This is a genomic window from Cupriavidus sp. 05T41, assembly GCF_056396525.1.
Map to the genome: position 1 here is coordinate 1 of NZ_JBFTLQ010000124.1, position 16,309 is coordinate 16,309.

13 protein-coding genes, 1 tRNA gene and 1 pseudogene are annotated in these 16,309 nt (G+C 62.1%); 8 read left to right on the plus strand and 7 right to left on the minus strand.

Going from position 1 to position 16,309, the window contains the following annotated elements; genetic code table 11:
* Positions 1–583 precede the first annotated feature (583 nt).
* From AC1DKV_RS37650 to AC1DKV_RS37680, 7 genes and pseudogenes are all read left to right on the plus strand, one after another.
* Positions 584–925 carry a hypothetical protein gene (locus AC1DKV_RS37650; RefSeq protein ID WP_441643395.1) on the plus strand — a complete coding sequence of 114 codons (342 nt, stop codon included), beginning with the start codon at positions 584–586 and terminating at the stop codon, positions 923–925.
* Positions 926–936: 11 nt separating this feature from the next.
* Entirely contained in the window at positions 937–4,029 is a 3,093-nt protein-coding gene (locus AC1DKV_RS37655; RefSeq protein WP_477139431.1) for a toxin VasX, read from the plus strand.
* 203 nt (positions 4,030–4,232) lie between these two features.
* On the plus strand, positions 4,233–4,946 hold the full coding sequence (locus AC1DKV_RS37660; protein ID WP_477139432.1) for a DUF6708 domain-containing protein: 714 nt from the start codon (positions 4,233–4,235) through the stop codon (positions 4,944–4,946).
* Between the two features lie 157 nt (positions 4,947–5,103).
* Positions 5,104–5,865 (plus strand): DUF6708 domain-containing protein, encoded by a 762-nt coding sequence (locus AC1DKV_RS37665; RefSeq protein ID WP_477139441.1) that lies wholly within the window; start codon positions 5,104–5,106, stop codon positions 5,863–5,865.
* Between the two features lie 132 nt (positions 5,866–5,997).
* Positions 5,998–6,939 carry a hypothetical protein gene (locus tag AC1DKV_RS37670; protein ID WP_477139433.1) on the plus strand — a complete coding sequence of 314 codons (942 nt, stop codon included), beginning with the start codon at positions 5,998–6,000 and terminating at the stop codon, positions 6,937–6,939.
* Between the two features lie 156 nt (positions 6,940–7,095).
* The gene (locus AC1DKV_RS37675; protein ID WP_477139434.1) at positions 7,096–7,893 is read left to right on the plus strand and encodes a hypothetical protein; all 798 of its coding nucleotides are present in this window, start codon (positions 7,096–7,098) and stop codon (positions 7,891–7,893) included.
* A 323-nt stretch (positions 7,894–8,216) separates the two neighbouring features.
* Positions 8,217–8,345: pseudogene (locus AC1DKV_RS37680) on the plus strand (carbon storage regulator); the annotation flags it as partial.
* A gap of 80 nt (positions 8,346–8,425) precedes the next feature.
* Here the strand turns inward: AC1DKV_RS37680 and AC1DKV_RS37685 are convergent.
* The 7 genes from AC1DKV_RS37685 to cysS all read right to left on the minus strand — a co-directional run bounded on the left by AC1DKV_RS37685 (position 8,426) and on the right by cysS (position 15,219).
* Complete coding sequence (locus AC1DKV_RS37685) at positions 8,426–8,722, minus strand: DUF6538 domain-containing protein (RefSeq protein ID WP_441650405.1); 297 nt, start codon at positions 8,720–8,722, stop codon at positions 8,426–8,428.
* A gap of 80 nt (positions 8,723–8,802) precedes the next feature.
* A tRNA-Ser gene (locus tag AC1DKV_RS37690) sits at positions 8,803–8,896 on the minus strand.
* Between the two features lie 154 nt (positions 8,897–9,050).
* Positions 9,051–10,301 carry an aspartate kinase gene (locus AC1DKV_RS37695; protein ID WP_477139435.1) on the minus strand — a complete coding sequence of 417 codons (1,251 nt, stop codon included), beginning with the start codon at positions 10,299–10,301 and terminating at the stop codon, positions 9,051–9,053.
* A gap of 158 nt (positions 10,302–10,459) precedes the next feature.
* Positions 10,460–11,908: a tRNA lysidine(34) synthetase TilS gene (gene tilS / locus AC1DKV_RS37700; RefSeq protein WP_477139436.1), complete on the minus strand. Its 1,449-nt coding sequence runs from the start codon at positions 11,906–11,908 to the stop codon at positions 10,460–10,462.
* Positions 11,874–12,845 carry an acetyl-CoA carboxylase carboxyltransferase subunit alpha gene (locus AC1DKV_RS37705; protein WP_477139437.1) on the minus strand — a complete coding sequence of 324 codons (972 nt, stop codon included), beginning with the start codon at positions 12,843–12,845 and terminating at the stop codon, positions 11,874–11,876. Before AC1DKV_RS37705 ends, tilS begins: the two co-directional genes overlap by 35 nt.
* A gap of 116 nt (positions 12,846–12,961) precedes the next feature.
* Complete coding sequence (locus AC1DKV_RS37710) at positions 12,962–13,834, minus strand: DNA-3-methyladenine glycosylase family protein (protein ID WP_477139438.1); 873 nt, start codon at positions 13,832–13,834, stop codon at positions 12,962–12,964.
* Positions 13,831–15,219, minus strand: a complete 1,389-nt coding sequence (gene cysS, locus AC1DKV_RS37715; protein ID WP_477139439.1) for a cysteine--tRNA ligase — start codon at positions 15,217–15,219, stop codon at positions 13,831–13,833. Before cysS ends, AC1DKV_RS37710 begins: the two co-directional genes overlap by 4 nt.
* A gap of 407 nt (positions 15,220–15,626) precedes the next feature.
* On the opposite strand from cysS, the gene AC1DKV_RS37720 reads away from it, so the two are divergent.
* On the plus strand, positions 15,627–16,309 hold a 683-nt coding region (locus tag AC1DKV_RS37720; RefSeq protein ID WP_477139440.1), incomplete at its 3' end, for a tetratricopeptide repeat protein.

Consider the following 16,309-nt stretch of genomic DNA (forward strand, 5'->3'; position numbering starts at 1 on the left):
GCCCATCACCCTTCCGCTGTGGCTGGGCTKGCTGCTGATCAACGCGTTTCCCGACAGCGTGGAAGCATGCATCCAGTACAACGTGCCCTACACGCCCTTTCCCACGGACATCGACGAGTTGTGCGGCATGGCATCGCCGCAGGTGAACGACGATGCCTAGCATCATGGGGACCACACCATCTGCACGTTTAGGCGGTTGCTTCTTCACCGCCTCCATCGGCCCGGCCAAGCTGGAGCCAGAGGGGACGCCACAGTGAATAGCGGAGACCATCAAGCGGCTGCCGCCCAGCCTGCGCCTGGGCGGCACGCCGCTCTATCAGAGCCACACTACCGGTGAAAACGCCCAAGCCCGACGACGTGCGTCGCGATCCCACACTGGCCATGATGCCGCGACGGGGGCCGTTGCGGCATCAGGCACCGAAGGAATGACGCCGTTTCCACACGGCTTTTCCGAAACATCCGAGACCTGCGCGCCTTTTCCTGCGGCATTMTCCCCCGCAAGTGACAGCCCATAGACGGCCACCCCAGTCGGCGCCACAGGTACGCCGGCCGGCGGGTGATATCGCCTTGCCAGGAACTTGCCATGCCACGCCAGTCCGCCCTGCGCTTCACCTTCGCCGTCGTCGACAGGGTCGACTTCGAAGTCATCGCGTTCGATTTCGACGAAGCCCTCTCCGAGACCTTCCGTCTCGACGTGCAGCTGGCCCACGCCGGCCCCGCCATCCCGCGCATCGGCCAGGAGGTCATCGTCGACTTCTGGGACGGCGATCCTGACCAGCCGGTCATCACCGGCCGCACGTACCGATCGAACCAGTTGCCGGCCTACGCGCTGCCGCGCCACAAGACCCGCATGACCATCAAAAGCCAGACCCACAAGGGCGAGGGCTACAACGAACTGCGCTTCGAGGACGAGAAAGTAGTTTGAGGATTACCACCGTGACCCTGCCCCTCAAAAAAGCACTTCAACCCGCGCATCCCAGTGAGAAGCCAAGGAATTGCGCCATTTCGCCGCCGTCGTGCCAGCGCGGCGTCCCGGTCTACCCCCTGCGCTACGGCATCGCTGACAAGGGCTTCGAAGCCGCAGTCTTCCCGACACTMAGCGTGAAAGGCTATCCGGAACTAAAGGGCAGCAAKGCGTATGGCCTGCGTGTATTGCGTCCTGGCACTTATGTCTACCTGTTCTATTACCAGAACAGCCGCATGTGGACCCAGCACTACCAGGTCACCAGCGACGTGCGCTTCGCGCCCATCTGGTGGACCGAGGCGGATGCCAACGACGACACACCCGGACGTTATGCCCGCCCCGATACCGTCGGCGCCAGACCCTACCTGCTGGCGCCGGAAACAGAAGTGGCCAACACCGTCTACCTCATGGTCAGCGAAACCCTGTTGAGCCACGCCCGACTCTGGCGCATCGAAACCAATAAGGATGGTATCCGCGACAAGCTAGCGACCCAGCTCTMCCCTGCCGGTGACCCCAGACAGCGGCATGTCTTCGACGCGGTGCATCTCGCAACAGCCACGCCGGAACTGGTGACGCCGGCCATCTCCGGCCGCGCCCGGCCCTGTGCMTGGAGCGAGATTGCCCTGGGCGATCGCATCATGACGTACCAATCCATCTTGACCGGCATGTACGGTGCGTTGCCGCCGAGCGCAGATGGTGCCTCCGACAAGAGAGTCAAGCCCTTGGCGGCGGTGCTACAGGACCCTATCGGCATCACCAGCGAACTGGCCCACCTCACGGCCGTCGCGGCAGCCGAACGCCAAATCTATGAGATCGACAACAACCACGCCTACACCAGCGCCACCCTGATCAAGCAGTACCTCAGTAGTGTGCAAAAACAAACCACCAGTGAGTTCTACCTGAAGCGGCAACGACTCGTACGCTACTACGAAAGCGACAATGCCAACACCATCGATGGCAACGCCATGCCCTTCATCTTCGCCTACCAGCGCAAGATCAAAACGCTGCAAGAGACCCTGGACAAGTGCGCAGCGGACCTCGATGGCTGGGTCAAGACCGCAGGTAGCGCCATCGGCAAGGGGTGGAGCGATGGCCTCTTCGGCAAGGCCCTGTCCTGCTTTGACCTAGGTAGCCACCGCAACGCCCAGGACTATGAAAACGTCGTCGCCCGCTGCGCTGGCAGCCTGACCCACAGCGCCGCCGGCCGTGACAGCGTCCGCGATCTGGTCCTGGCCGACCATCGCAGCAGCCCGGTCTGGCTGGCACTGGCACATGGCATACCGGAGCTGCACGCCAACTTCACCAATCCCGATATTCTGAAGCAAGCGCTGGATACCGGTGTAGCGGCATTCGCCCCGATCTTCCAGTTCAATATCAGCCACCCAGCCACACCTCATTCCGACGCGCTGATCAACCTGATKCTTCCGCTCCTGGCAGACAAGACCCTTCCGGATGCCAAAGCAGATCTTGTCGCCCGGCGCGTGCGCCTGTTCGCCGAGATCCGTGTCGGCAGCACCGTCGTCACCTACCGCGTGACGAGCGCTGAAGCCAATCGCCAATATGCCCAGTTCCGCKGCGAGCAGCACATGAACACCGAGCAATTGAGGAAATGGGGCATCACCGTGAAGCGGGAACTGCGAGGCCAGCCCGCCACCACGCTGCTCTATGAAGAAGTACCCAAGGGCGCCGGCAAGGACTACATCAGCCCCKCGCCCGCCGGCGAAGGCCAGAAGTTCAGGCTGGAGGGCAATATATTCCAGCGTACCCTGCAACGCCTGCAGGGGAGCCGAGCCTATGCCGCCACGCAGAAGGGCATCGTGGCCGGGGAGTATGCGGTGACGGGAGTGGCGGCAGTTTCGGCAGTTATGTCTCTTAGGTCATCGCTTAAGGATTTCGCACAGGGGAAAATGACATCGGGTGATGCCTCCAAACGAGCGACATCCATAGTGGCCGCTTTTGCGGCAATTTCGGCTGTCCTAAGCGCCAGCTACTACATCAAAGGCGACATTCTTCAACTCAGAGGATTAGCGAAAGGCGGAGCACTCAATGTCGTGCGCGGTAGTCAGGAGGTAATCGCCGCTCGTACTCTCGCGACAAAGTTCGGAGCGGGGGCGGCATTCTTAAGCGCTGCAGCAGACCTCCTGCGTGCTAGCAAAGCATACGGAAGTGAACAGAATACCGAAGCCGCCAAGATGTTCATGGCCTCCGCGGGTTGCGGTACGTTGGTCGGTGCGAGTCTTCTGCTAAATGCCGTGGGCGTCACGCTCAGCTTTATGGGCCCTGTGGGCTGGCTGATCTTGGCCGCTGTGGCGACAGTCGGCGTCACCTACTTCTCAATACAAGCAGCCATGGCCAGGTTCCAGCCCGATGAGGTCTGGCTGGCTCATAGTTTCTGGAGCCAAGGCGACGCACGCTACCGCTTCAAGACCCTGGAGGACGAGTTGGCGKCCTTCCACGGCGCAATTTACGGAGTGCGTGTCGTGGCCGATTGGGACAGCCCTGCCAGCGCCGTACCTTTTAGCCTGGGCAACATTGCCTGGCGAACAGCCTTGCCCCTGTATGGCCTATGGCAAGACGCTCAAGCACTGCACCGCGAGGTCGCCGCCGAAGGGGTAGGCACACTCTCTATTTCGCTGAGCTTACCCAGCTATCGGGAAATCAAAGACCAAAGCGATGAGACCGACAAAGCAACCGCCGCCGTAGCGGCCACGGCAGATGCCGCTGCACGCTTCCAGAAAGAGTTGCGTGTCTACCGTGGCAAAAAACCCCTGCGTCAGGTGGAAGGCCCCATCGTGACCTCACCGGAGTATCGCTTCCCCTACGACGACGAATGCCTGATTGCCAGTAGCGATGCCGTGCGCGATGGCACCCGCGTGCTGACGTGGCGCATCAGCATGCGCGCCGACGCGCGGGTCGAACTGGACTATTGCTATCGGCCCGATCCCAAGGACCAGCCCATGCTGGCCTTGATGCCGCAACGGGAGCCGCTGGAGTTMACCCGCGGCACCTGGCTGACCGATCCTATCGATAGCGATCTGCTTGAGCCGGTCAAGGTGTCCAGATGACGATACGACCCCCCTCCCCAGCGCGGCCTACGTTTGCCAACGCCCAGCGGAAATGGCGCCTGTTTCGCTCGGCATGTACGACCCTACCACTAGAGCCCGATCCGAGTGTTAAACCGACCATTACCATCCTTCGTTCKAGCGAACATTGCATAGTACTGACAGCGGATACTCTTCAGCGAAACGACACAACAATATCGTGGCACATGGGGGCGCTTATTACTTTTGGCGCTTTTATKATCATTGGCKTCGGACTGTTGCAGTCAAACACGGATTCACCACTCCCGTTTTGTTTCGCCGCGATACTCCCGATCGCGTATCTACTGGTAATTAGTTTATCACGTATGCTGAGTTATCGACTTCGCTATCGCAATTCAGCTGTGCGGGTCGATCGCAAGGCGAAAAGGATTTACTTCGCCCCGTATCCGGATGAAAGTCCTGATTCTCTTTGGACTCTCGATTGGGACGAGTTATTGGCCATCGATTACTATCGAGGCAAAGGCCAAGGCTATTTATATCTTGTTGGATACACGTCAAACCTAACGGAACGCGAACTTGTCAAAGTCCCCATCATCGGGGCTCATATCGGCTACCACAATGAATCAACGTGGACATGGTTGCAACGGTATATGGCGGGAGACCCAAACCTCCCGTCCCCCACCGTGGAGTCCCCACCACGCACCTGGCGCGATGTACTGCTGCGTTACKGCGGTCGCTGGGTGCTCGCCTCCTTCACCGATCCAAAGCGCCGCTGGTGGCTACCGCTCACCCTCTGGGTGGACCTCGCCATCGTGCTGCTGGTCATGCCGGTGATGGCGCTCCCCCAACTCATCATCCTCACCTACCCGGAACCTCAGTTTCCGCCGGAGAACGACCGCCTGTGCGGCTTCGCCGACGAGGATAGCGATCATCGTGCCTGACCTCCAACGGCGACCCACGCTCGCCGAGATCCAGCGGAAATGGMGTCAATTCAGATCCGCAAGCAATCTATTGTCTTCCGAGATAAATCCCAATTCCATCCCGGGAATCTCCATTCTTCGGAAAAGCGAGCACGGAATCGAATTGATCTCGGAAACCATGCAGAGAAACAATGAGGGGCTGACTCTGAGGATCAGCTTGCTGCTTAGCATCACACTAATACTCGGAGCGACACTGAGCCACTCACGGGATAATACGACTTATTTCCTTKTGATCAGCCTCTCCTKCCTTGCATTTGGATTTTCCGGATTCCTATCGGCGCGACTCATTGGACCACGCTTCCGCTATCGATCTAGCCGAGTTCGTATTAATAGAAAAACTCAGAAAATCTACTATTCACCTTACCCAGAAGAGGGCAATGAAGAACTTTTGGTTATGGAGTGGAACCACATCCAAGCACTCGCCTATTCAACAGGAAGAAGCGCGCCGTATTTGTACCTCATCGGATATACAAGCAACACACCAGAGCCCAAGCTGGCCAAAATTCCCATAGTTGCGGACTATAGAATTTCCATTGACTCTGTATTAGTTCTCCCTACCGATTGTAGATGGGCTTGGCTGCAACGGTATATGACAGGAGATCCGAGTCTCCCGGCCCCCACCGTGGAATCGCCACCACGCAGTTGGCGCGATGTACTGCTGCGTTACGGCGGTCGCTGGGTGCTCGCCTCCTTCACCGATCCAAACCGCCGYTGGTGGCTTCCGCTCACCCTTTGGGTGGACCTCGCCATCGTGCTGCTGGTCATGCCGGTGATGGCACTCCCCCAACTCATCATCCTCACCTACCCGGAACCTCAGTTTCCGCCGGAGAATGACCGGCTGTGCGGCTTCGCCGACGAGGAACGCAATGATCGCGCCTGACTTCCAACGGCGGTCCACGTTTGCCGATATCCAGCGGAAACGGCATCGGTTTCGGTCGGCGAGCAATTGGTTTCCCTATKCGATGGATGAAAGCACACAAGTCTCCACGCAGTTTCGGCTGAATGKAAAATAATGGCAATCGCCTGGTTATGGACACCGAACAGTAAACCCGAGACGGCCCCCGCCGTCAGTGACCAATACATCGCCATGGGCAGGCAGGTGCTGTGCCTGCGCAATCCATGGCCAGCGGACTCGGCATTCATGGGTAAGATGTACTCAACAACTATTTTTTCATGGGTAATTTATTTTATTTATTACCTATATGACGACCTAATAAAAATTAATACAGATTCAATTATCGCGATATCTCTTGTTTGCTTTCCGGTGCTGTTTTTATTTTTACCATCGCTTGCCTATAGAATCAACTTTATTAGTCGACAGTCAAATTTCTATTTCAACCGAATCACCCAGAAAGTATATTACCGCAAAGGAAAACTTCTGCACGTCGGCGAATGGAGTCGCGTGCAAGCGGGTATGCTGGGCCAAACGGAATACTCTGGCCGATCTTTCAGTACGAGCTATTCGCTTCTGCTCAATGTCTTTGGCACCGAACCAAGCAGCGAGCAGGCCCGCTTGATCGCAAAATCCTKGGCGCCCAACTACAACATCGCCATCGATAGCAACGAGCCCAGCGACCCTCGCACCATCTTTGTCGCCCAGGTCTGGGAATACATCCGCCAATTCATGGCTCATGGGCCGGATAACTTGCCGTTGCCGCACGCACCGCACTGGTGGAACGTGCCCCACAACAACCTCTGCCTGACACCAGCCCAATCGTGGCGCCACTACGCCCCCTGGCGGACAGGCGAGCCCGGCGAAGCGCAGGTAAAAAAATGGTGGCTGCTACCGTTTTGGGCCGCCCTCTTCCCTTACAACCTGTTCGCCGCCCTGTGCTGGTGGGCCACCTGCCGGCTGTTCAAGGTACGTCCCGCTACGCCACCCCCAGAAGCATTCGAGGGAGAAACGGGTCCGCTGGTCACGATAGAGATGGCCGCGCGCGGCATAAGGCCATGATGCACAAGACCCGAAACGAGGCAGGTCATGGCAATTGACTGGTTATGGTCGGCTCGCAGCAAGCCGGATGCGGCTCCCGCGATTGGGGATCAGTATGTGGCCATGGGTCGGCATGTACTCTGTTTGCKAAACCCTTGGCCAGCGGACTCCGCCTTCATGGGTAAAATTTACGCTACAGGAATAATATGCGCGGCCGCATTCCTAATTTACTACCTTGCAAAAAACATATCGTACGAATCACGACTCGATAAGTCATTATTCATTGTCATTTTATTTCTATCTCTATTTTCATTCGCACTTCTTTATCTACGAATACATTTAATAAAAAGCAGATCCAATTTTTATTGGAACCGACAAAATAAATACATGTATTACCGTGAAGGAAAATATCTCCTCGTTGGAGACTGGAGCAGTGCCAAGGGAGGCATGCAATCAAAGATGGAATTCACCGGACGCGCGGTTAGCGTTACCCATTCGCTGATACTGCATATGCTCAATCAAGGACCGCCGGCCTCTCCGTCGAAGCCCGCGCCGGAGGCCATGTTCATAACGATAGATGGGAACGACCCCAGCGATGCACGTGTCGCTCACGTTGCCCAGGTTTGGGAGTACATCCGCCATTTCATGGCCCAGGGACCGAGTGATCTGCCGCTGCCTCCGGCGCCCCACTGGTGGAATATCCCTCACAACAATATCTGCCTGACTCCGCGTGAAGCGGTACGTCACTACGTTCCGTGGCGCACTGGCGAGCCCGGTGAAATGCAAGGCAAGAAGAACTGGATGCTTCCCTTCTGGGCGCTGCTATTCCCCYACAACCTGTTCGCCGCCCTGTGCTGGTGGGCCGCCTGCCGCCTGTTCAGAGTACGTCCCGCTACGCCACCCCCAGAAGCATTCGAGGGAGAAACGGGCCCGCTGGTCACGATAGAGATGGCCGCACGCGGCGTAAGGTCATGAGGGCTAAGGCGGAACCTTGCATGGCGTTTTCTGAGAATGAACGCGCAGCCCTACTGGCCGTGAAAGGCGTAGGCTCCACGGTCGTGGCCCGGCTGGAACAGATGGGCCTCCGCTCGCTGGCGCAGCTTACTGCGGCAAGCGTCACCGACATCGTCACTACCGCTGCAGGCCTGATCGGCTCGACGTGCTGGAAAACAGCCCGCAGGCACTCGTGGCCATACAGCGTGCCATCGAACGAGCGAAGTGCTACCCGCCTTGGCGTTGCCAGAGCCGATGCCCATCAGCACGGATGCGCGCCGACCTTACCCACCTGGAGTCCCCTCATGGTCGCCTTCTCTCGCCGTCCCGGCGAATCCTGCGTGATCGGGGACGCGGTCACGCTAGAAGTCCTGGATATCGACCACGGAGAAGTTCGCTTCGGCATGGTCGCCCGCAAGGACATTCGTATCCTTCGCGGCGAAGCGCGGCGGCCACGCGCCGGCGACGKAGACCGATTACTACTGGCCGTCCATGCTCGTCGTCATCCTTCGAGTCAGAGAGATTTCTTGCTACCTGATGCGACAACGGGCGGAGCAATCGTCGGCTCCACGGAAGGCGATGTTGCCTCTCCACGTCTCTGTGCAAACTCGTCGTCAAGTTCAACCGATGCGCGGCGTAACAGTCGCTCCGCTTGGGCACGGTCTTTCGTGTGCAGACTGCGGACAATCTCTTGCCTGCCATACTGCTGAATCAAGTCTTGGGGAATTTTGCGGCGAAGATAGCAGACACTGCCGCGTCGTGAGGTGGGTTGCCATCGGATACTCCACCAGTCCATGTGTAGCACCCGCATGGCTGTGTAGCAGTCCGGACAGACCCACAAAAAACAAAACCCCGGAAGACCGCAATCTTCCGGGGTTTCGCCGCCAATAATGGCGGAGACGGAGGGATTCGAACCCTCGATCCAGGTTTTGGCCCGGATGCTCCCTTAGCAGGGGAGTGCCTTCGACCTCTCGGCCACGTCTCCCAAACCTGCCGTTGTGTGAGGGAGGCCACACAACGAAGCGCGTATTCTATCGAGGTGTTTTGATTTGGTCAACGAAGTTTCGATCACCAATCACAAAAAATTTGTGCACCCCGACAGAATCACCGGCGGGCCGCATGCGGCCTGCCGAGCCGGATCACGCCTGATCCAGTTCGAACACCTTGTGCAGCGCGCGCACGGCGAGCTCCATGTACTTCTCGTCGATCAGCACCGAGATCTTGATTTCCGAGGTGGAGATCATCTGGATGTTGATGCCTTCTTCGGACAGCGTGCGGAACATCTTGCTGGCGATGCCGACGTGCGAGCGCATGCCCACGCCGACCACCGATACCTTCGATACCTTGGGGTCGCCCGATACGCTGGCGGCGCCGATATGGCCCTTCACGCCGTCGTTCAGGATCGCCAGTGCGCGCTGGTATTCGCCGCGCGGCACGGTGAAGGTGAAGTCGGTCTTGCCGTCGACGGACTGGTTCTGGATGATCATGTCGACGTCGATGTTGGCGTCGGCGACCGGGCCCAGGATCTGGTAGGCGATGCCGGGCTTGTCGGGCACGCCCAGGACGGTGATCTTGGCCTCGTCACGGGCAAAGGCGATGCCGGAGATGACGGCTGCTTCCATTTCAGACTCTTCCTCAAAAGTGATCAGCGTGCCCGAGTGCATTTCCTTCTCSAGCGGCATCAGGGGGTCGGTCAGCGACGACAGCACGCGGGTCTTCACGCGATACTTGCCGGCGAACTCCACCGAACGGATCTGCAGCACCTTGGAACCGAGGCTGGCCATTTCCAGCATTTCCTCGAAGGTGATCTGGTCCAGGCGGCGGGCGTCCTCGACCACGCGCGGATCGGTCGTGTAGACGCMGTCCACGTCGGTGTAGATCAGGCATTCGTCGGCCTCGATGGCGGCGGCGATGGCCACTGCCGAGGTATCCGAGCCGCCACGGCCGAGCGTGGTGATGTTGCCGTCGCCGTCGATGCCCTGGAACCCGGTGATGACGACCACGCGCCCGGCGTCGAGATCGGCCAGGATGCGCTMGTCATCGATCGATTCGATACGTGCCTTGGTGTAGGCCGAATCGGTCTTCACCGGCACTTGCCAGCCGGTGTAGCTGATGGCGTCGATGTCCTCGACCTGCAGCGCAATGGCCAGCAGAGCCACGCTGGCCTGCTCGCCGGTGGAGGCCAGCATATCCAGTTCGCGCGGGTTCGGCTGTGCMGAAATCTCCTTGGCGAGACCGAGCAGGCGATTGGTCTCGCCCGACATGGCCGAAGGCACCACGACTACGCGGTGACCGGCGCGATGCCATTTGGCAACKCGCTTGGCGACATTCTTGATGCGTTCCGGAGAACCCATCGAAGTGCCGCCGTATTTGTGAACGATGAGAGCCATCTTCTTGTCGACGCCAGCGATTGTGCAAAACCCCTGAAAATACACGAAGAGCTCCGCCGAGGYAAGGCGCAGGCGGCCTCACGGGGCGCAGGATCATGTGGAGCGAGGCTCGCACGCGCGGCATCGGCGCGTCGGCGCGACAGCGATTCCTGMGGCGCCTACCCGGCCGGCACGACGCCGGCGGGCCACTCGGACCATTCGATACGCCAGCGCGGCGACGCCGGCGCGCCGGGCCACCTGCGATGCATGCCGAGGCCGGCCGCAAACAGCAGTTGATCGCCTGCCCACAGCAGCGGCAGCCGCGCGCGCCGCGCCGCCGGCACGCTGGCTTCCTGATAGGCCTGCTTGAGCGCGCGCGCGGGGCCGCCCGGACGCAGCACGATGCGCTCCCCGCCCTGCCGCTGCGCCAGCCGCAAGGGCTGGCGCAACGCGGCCTCCGGCACGCCGAAGGTGTCGTCGCGCGTGAAGCGCAGCTCGCCACGCCAGCATGGCGCCGGCAGGCTCGCCTCGCCGCGCCACTGCATGGCGAGTTCCTGCGGCGAGAGATCGCCCTCGGCACGACAAGCCAGCACGTGCCCCTGGAAACGCCGCAAGACCAGCGCCTCGTGATGGATGGCAGGCTCGCCGCCGTCGTGCCGGATCAGTTGCGCGCGCATGGCGCACAGGCGCGCGGTCGATGGCGCCTGCGTGCCGAGCTCGCGCAGCCACAGGCGCAACACGGCATCGGCCTGCGCCGGCGACAGCGCACGCAGGCCGGCGAGATCGAGTTCGGCCACGGTGCCGGCATCGCGCGGCGGGCGCACCAGAGGGGCCATCCATTCCGTAGCGAGCGCATCGAGCAACTCGCCAGCCTGGGCCAGATGCGCGGCGGCCTGAGCCACATTGGCGCGCAAGGCGGGAAACGCCGCCGCCAGCGCCGGCATGTGCTGGCGCAGCGCGTTGCGGGCGAAACGCAGATCGTGATTGGAGGGATCGTCGATCCAGGGCAGCGCATTGGCCGCGCAATAGGCGTCGATCTCGTCGCGCGCCACGTCCAGCCAGGGGCGCAGCAACACGATCTGCCGGTTCGTGCCCATGCGCCGCAGGCGCGGCATGCCGCCCAGCCCGGCCAGGCCGCTGCCGCGGAACAGGCGCAGCAGCACGGTCTCGGCCTGATCGTCCTGGTGATGCGCGAACAGCAACAGGGCCGCGCCGRCCTCGCCGCACATCGACTCGAGCGCGGCATAGCGCGCGCGGCGTGCGGCGGCCTCGAGGCCTTCGCCCTGCTGCTKGCTCACCACCACGCGGCKGCTGAAGAACGGGACCTGCCACTCGCGGCACAGCGAAGCGCAGAAGGCGTCCCACTCGTCCGCGGCCGCCTGCAGGCCATGATGCACATGCAGCGCCGCCACGCGCAGCGGCAGCGCGCCGGCCAACACCGCCGCGCGCAGCGCGTGCAGCAGCGCGACCGAGTCGCGCCCGCCCGACAGCGCCACCGCCACCGTGCCTGCCCGTCCGCCGTGGCCAGAAACAACAAAGGCCGCACCGGCCTGGAGAGCCTGTGCGACCTTGTMGGTCAAGCCGGCGGACGGGTCAGCCCGGTGCGCCGGATTCCTTGAACTTGCCATAGGCCAGCAGACGCTCATGACGGCGCGCCTGCAACTCCTTSACGCYCATGCCCTGGAACTGGCGCAGCGAWTCSGCCAGYGARCGCTTGAGCATSGYCGCCATGYYCTTSGKRTCGCGRTGCGCGCCGCCCAGCGGCTCGYTSACGATCTTGTCGATCAGGCCGAGCGCCTTCAGGCGATGCGCGGTCAGGCCGAGCGCCTCGGCAGCTTCCGGYGCCTTCTCGGCGGTCTTCCACAGGATCGAAGCACAGCCTTCCGGCGAGATCACGGCGTAGGTGGAGAACTGCAGCATCTGCACCACGTCGCCCACGGCGATCGCCAGCGCGCCGCCGGAGCCGCCTTCACCGATGATGGTGGCGATCAGGGGCACCTTGAGCCCGGCCATCACATACAGGTTGTGGCCGATGGCCTCGGACTGGCCGCGCTCTTCCGCATCGATGCCCGGGAACGCGCCCGGGGTGTCGACGAAGGTGAAGATCGGCAGGCCGAACTTGTCCGCCAGCTCCATCAGGCGCTTGGCCTTGCGGTAGCCTTCGGGCTTGGGCATGCCGAAGTTGCGCAGCGCGCGCTCCTTGGTGTCGCGGCCCTTCTGGTGACCGATCACCATGCACGCCTGTCCGTTGAAGCGGGCCAGGCCGCCCACGATGGAGAGATCGTCCGCAAAAGTGCGGTCGCCGTGCAGTTCGTGGAAATCGGTGAAGATCTCCCGCACATAGTCGAGCGTATAGGGACGCTGCGGATGCCGGGCGATCTGCGCCACCTGCCATGGGGTCAGGTTGGCGTAAATGTCTTTGGTCAGCTGCTGGCTCTTGCCGGCCAGCCGCGAGATTTCTTCGGAGATGTCGACAGCCGAATCGTCCTGCACAAAACGCAGTTCTTCGATCTTTGCCTCGAGTTCGGCAATGGGCTGCTCAAAATCCAGGAAGGTGGTTTTCATGAGAATCACACGTACCCGTCTGTGAAGGGGCGGATTCTACCGGAATTCGCCCCCAAAACCGCAAGTCTGCGGATGCAGTCTCRCGCACTTCCCCGTAAATTCTGTGCCCTTTCAGGCTAATAGGTCACCGGCAGCGGGTCAAGGCTGCGCCACATGTACCAGGTGGCGACGGTGCGCCAGGGCTCCMAGTTGGCGGCAACCTCGCGCGCTTCGCTGCGCGTGACGGGTTCGCCGCTGAAATRGTTGGCCGAAATGGCGTTGATCAGCCCGACATCGTCGAGCGGCAACACGTTGGGCCGCATCAGATTGAACATCAGAAACATCTCGGCAGTCCAGCKACCGATGCCGCGGATCTGCGTGAGCTCCGCGATGACGGCTTCGTCGTCCATCTCCGCCCAGTTGCCCACATGCACACGGCCGGCCTTGAAGTGCTCGGCGAGATCGACGATGTACTCTGCCTTGCGCCGCGACAGGCCGCAGGCAGCCAGGTTTTCGTGCCCGGCCTTGAGCATCTGCGCCGGGGTGAGCTTCGGACAGAGCGCGGCCAGCCGTTCCCACACGGTCTGCGCGKCCTTCACCGAAATCTGCTGGCCGACCACGGAACGGGCCAGCGTGATGAAGGGATCGCCGCGCGAGATCAGGTGCGCCGGGCCGTAGGTCGGGATCATCTTGCGCAGGATACGGTCGCGCTTCATCAGGTCGGCGCAAGCCTCGTCCCAGTACGCGGGACGCACCGCGTCCACCACGGTCTCGACCGGCAGCGGCACTGCCTGCGCCTCGGGCAAGGCGGGCACCTTGCCCGCGCGTGCGCCGGCCTTGGGTGCGGCCTTCACCGGCTTGGCGGCGGGCTTCGCTGCGGGCTTCGCTGCGGTCTTGGCCGCGGTAGTTGCCTTGAGCGGCTTTGGCGCTGCCGGCTGCCCGGCCTTGGCGGCCGCGGCAGTCTTGGCGGGCGCCGCGGGCGGCGCCGTCTTGCGCACGGCAGCGTTCAAGCGCGCCTCCACTCGGTGGCACCGCCCGGCTTGTCTTCGAGGATCACGCCGCCTGCCAGCAGTTCGGCGCGGATGCGGTCGGCCTCGGCGAAATCGCGGCCGGCCTTGGCTTGCTTGCGCGCGGCGATCAGCGCCTCGATCTGCCCGGGCTGCAGGCCGTCGGCGGCCGTGCCGCCTTGCAGGAAGGCATGCGCGTCGCGCTCGAGCAGGCCCAGCGTGGCACCCAGGCCCTTGAGCTGGCGCGCCATCTGCGGCGAGCCGGTGCGGTTGACTTCGCCGGCAAGGTCGAACAGCACGGCCATGGCGATCGGGGTGTTGAAGTCGTCGCCCATGGCTTCGACGAAGCGCCTGGCGTGCGCCTCTTCCCAGTCGAGCGGCTCACCATCGGGCTGCACATCCTTGAGCGCGGTGTACAGGCGCGTTAGCGAATGGCGTGCGTCGTCGAGATGGGCATCGCTGTAGTTCAGCGGGCTGCGGTAGTGCGCACGCAGGATGAAGAAGCGCACCACTTCGGCGTCGTACTCCTTGAGCACGTCGCGGATGGTGAAGAAGTTGCCKAGCGACTTCGACATCTTCTCGTCGTTCACGCGCACGAATCCGTTGTGCATCCACATATTGACGAAGGTCTGGCCGCTGGCCCCCTCGGACTGCGCGATCTCGTTCTCATGGTGCGGGAACTGCAGGTCGGCGCCGCCGCCATGGATGTCGAAATGCTCGCCGAGCAAGGCGCAGCTCATGGCCGAGCATTCGATATGCCAGCCCGGGCGGCCGGCGCCCCACTTCGACTCCCACTTGCTTTCGGCGGGCTCGCTCTCCTTGGCCGACTTCCACAGCACGAAGTCCAGCGGATCGTGCTTGGCCTCGTTKGTCGCCACGCGCTCGCCCGCGCGCAGGTCTTCCAGCGACTTGCCCKACAAGCGGCCGTAGTTCGGGAACTTGCGTACCGCGTAGTTCACGTCGCCATCGCTGGCGTGATAGGCCAGCCCGCGCGCCTCCAGCTTGCCGATGATGTCAAGCATCTGCGGCACGTAGTCGGTGGCACGTGGCTCGTGGTCCGGGCGCTGGATGCCAAGCGCGTCGGCATCTTCGTGCATGTAGCGGATGAAACGGTCCGTCAGCGCGCCGATGGTCTCGCCGTTCTCCGCCGCGCGGCGGATGATCTTGTCGTCGATGTCGGTGATGTTCTGGACATAGGTCACCTCGTAGCCGGCGGTGCGCAGCCAGCGCTGCACCATGTCGAACACCACCATCACGCGCGCATGGCCAACGTGACAATAGTCGTACACCGTCATGCCGCAGACATACATGCGTACACGGCCGGGTTCGATTGGCACGAAGAGCTGCTTTTCACGCGCGAGCGTGTTGTAGATATTCAGTGGATACATGAAGCGAGGTGAATGGAAGAGAAATCCTGCCGGCGGCATGACAGGTTGCGACAGCTACGGCACAACACGGCAAAGCAAACGCAGCGAGACGACAAGGCGGCAACGGCGCGCCGTCTCCTGCACAACAGGCACAACAGGTACAACAGGCACAACGACACAACAGGCATGACAGCGGCGGCGGGAGCGCAGCGCATCGTCGTCGCACCACATTGTCACGCCATCCGCGGGTCCCGCATTTTGCGCCTGAGCAAATCCAGGCGCGACCCATATCTTACCGGAAGCGCCAATTCGCGGTGGCACGCCGCACGCCGCGCGGCGCACCACGGCAAAACGCGGTGCGCGTCAATACGCGGCCGGCATGCCCGCGCTTTGCTAGAATGCCGCGGAGTATAACGGACCGCCCTTACATGAGCCTGTTCCTGCCCACCTTGACATCTGCTTCATCCCAGCCCGCGCGCCGACGCATCGCGGCCGCATCGTTTGGCCTGGCGGCGATGCTGGCGGGCCTGCTTGGCGCGGCAGGGCCTGCCGGCGCGCAGAACGGCCCGCTCTCGCTGAGCGCGCCGGCCACGCCGCCTGGCGGCGTGCGTTCGGCGKACCCGGGCATGGCCGAAGCGGAGAAGGCGGCGTCGCAGAAGCGCTATGACGAGGCGATCAACCGCTTCGACCGCGTGCTGGCCACCAACCCGCGCAATGCGCAGGCGCGCTTCGAGCGCGCCTGGGCGCTGGCCCAGGCCGGGCGCGAGGATGAAGCCATCGCCGCGCTGTCGTCGATGGCCCAGGACTTCCCCGAGCTGCCMGAGCCGCACAACAACCTGGCGCTGCTGTACGCCAAGCGTGGCKACCTCAAGCGCGCCGAAGCGGAATTGTTGCTGGCGGTCGATGTCAAACCCGATTTCGCCGTCGGCTATGCCAATCTCGGCGATGTCTATCGCCGCCTGGCCGAAAATGCCTACCGCGATGCCTTGCGCCGCAACCCCAAGGACGCGGCAGCCGCGGCCGGCCTCAAGCAACTGGTGCCYGCCACGGCCACGCCGGCKGCAGCCGGCAGCGCGCGCAAGCCGGCCACCCGCGCCGGCGCCCCCGCGGC

Coding starts and splice junctions, on each gene's coding strand:
- AC1DKV_RS37650 (WP_441643395.1), top strand. CDS start 584: ATGCCACGCCAGTCCGCCCTGCGCTTCACCTTCGCCGTCGTCGACAGG.
- AC1DKV_RS37685 (WP_441650405.1), bottom strand. CDS start 8,722: ATGCGGGTGCTACACATGGACTGGTGGAGTATCCGATGGCAACCCACC.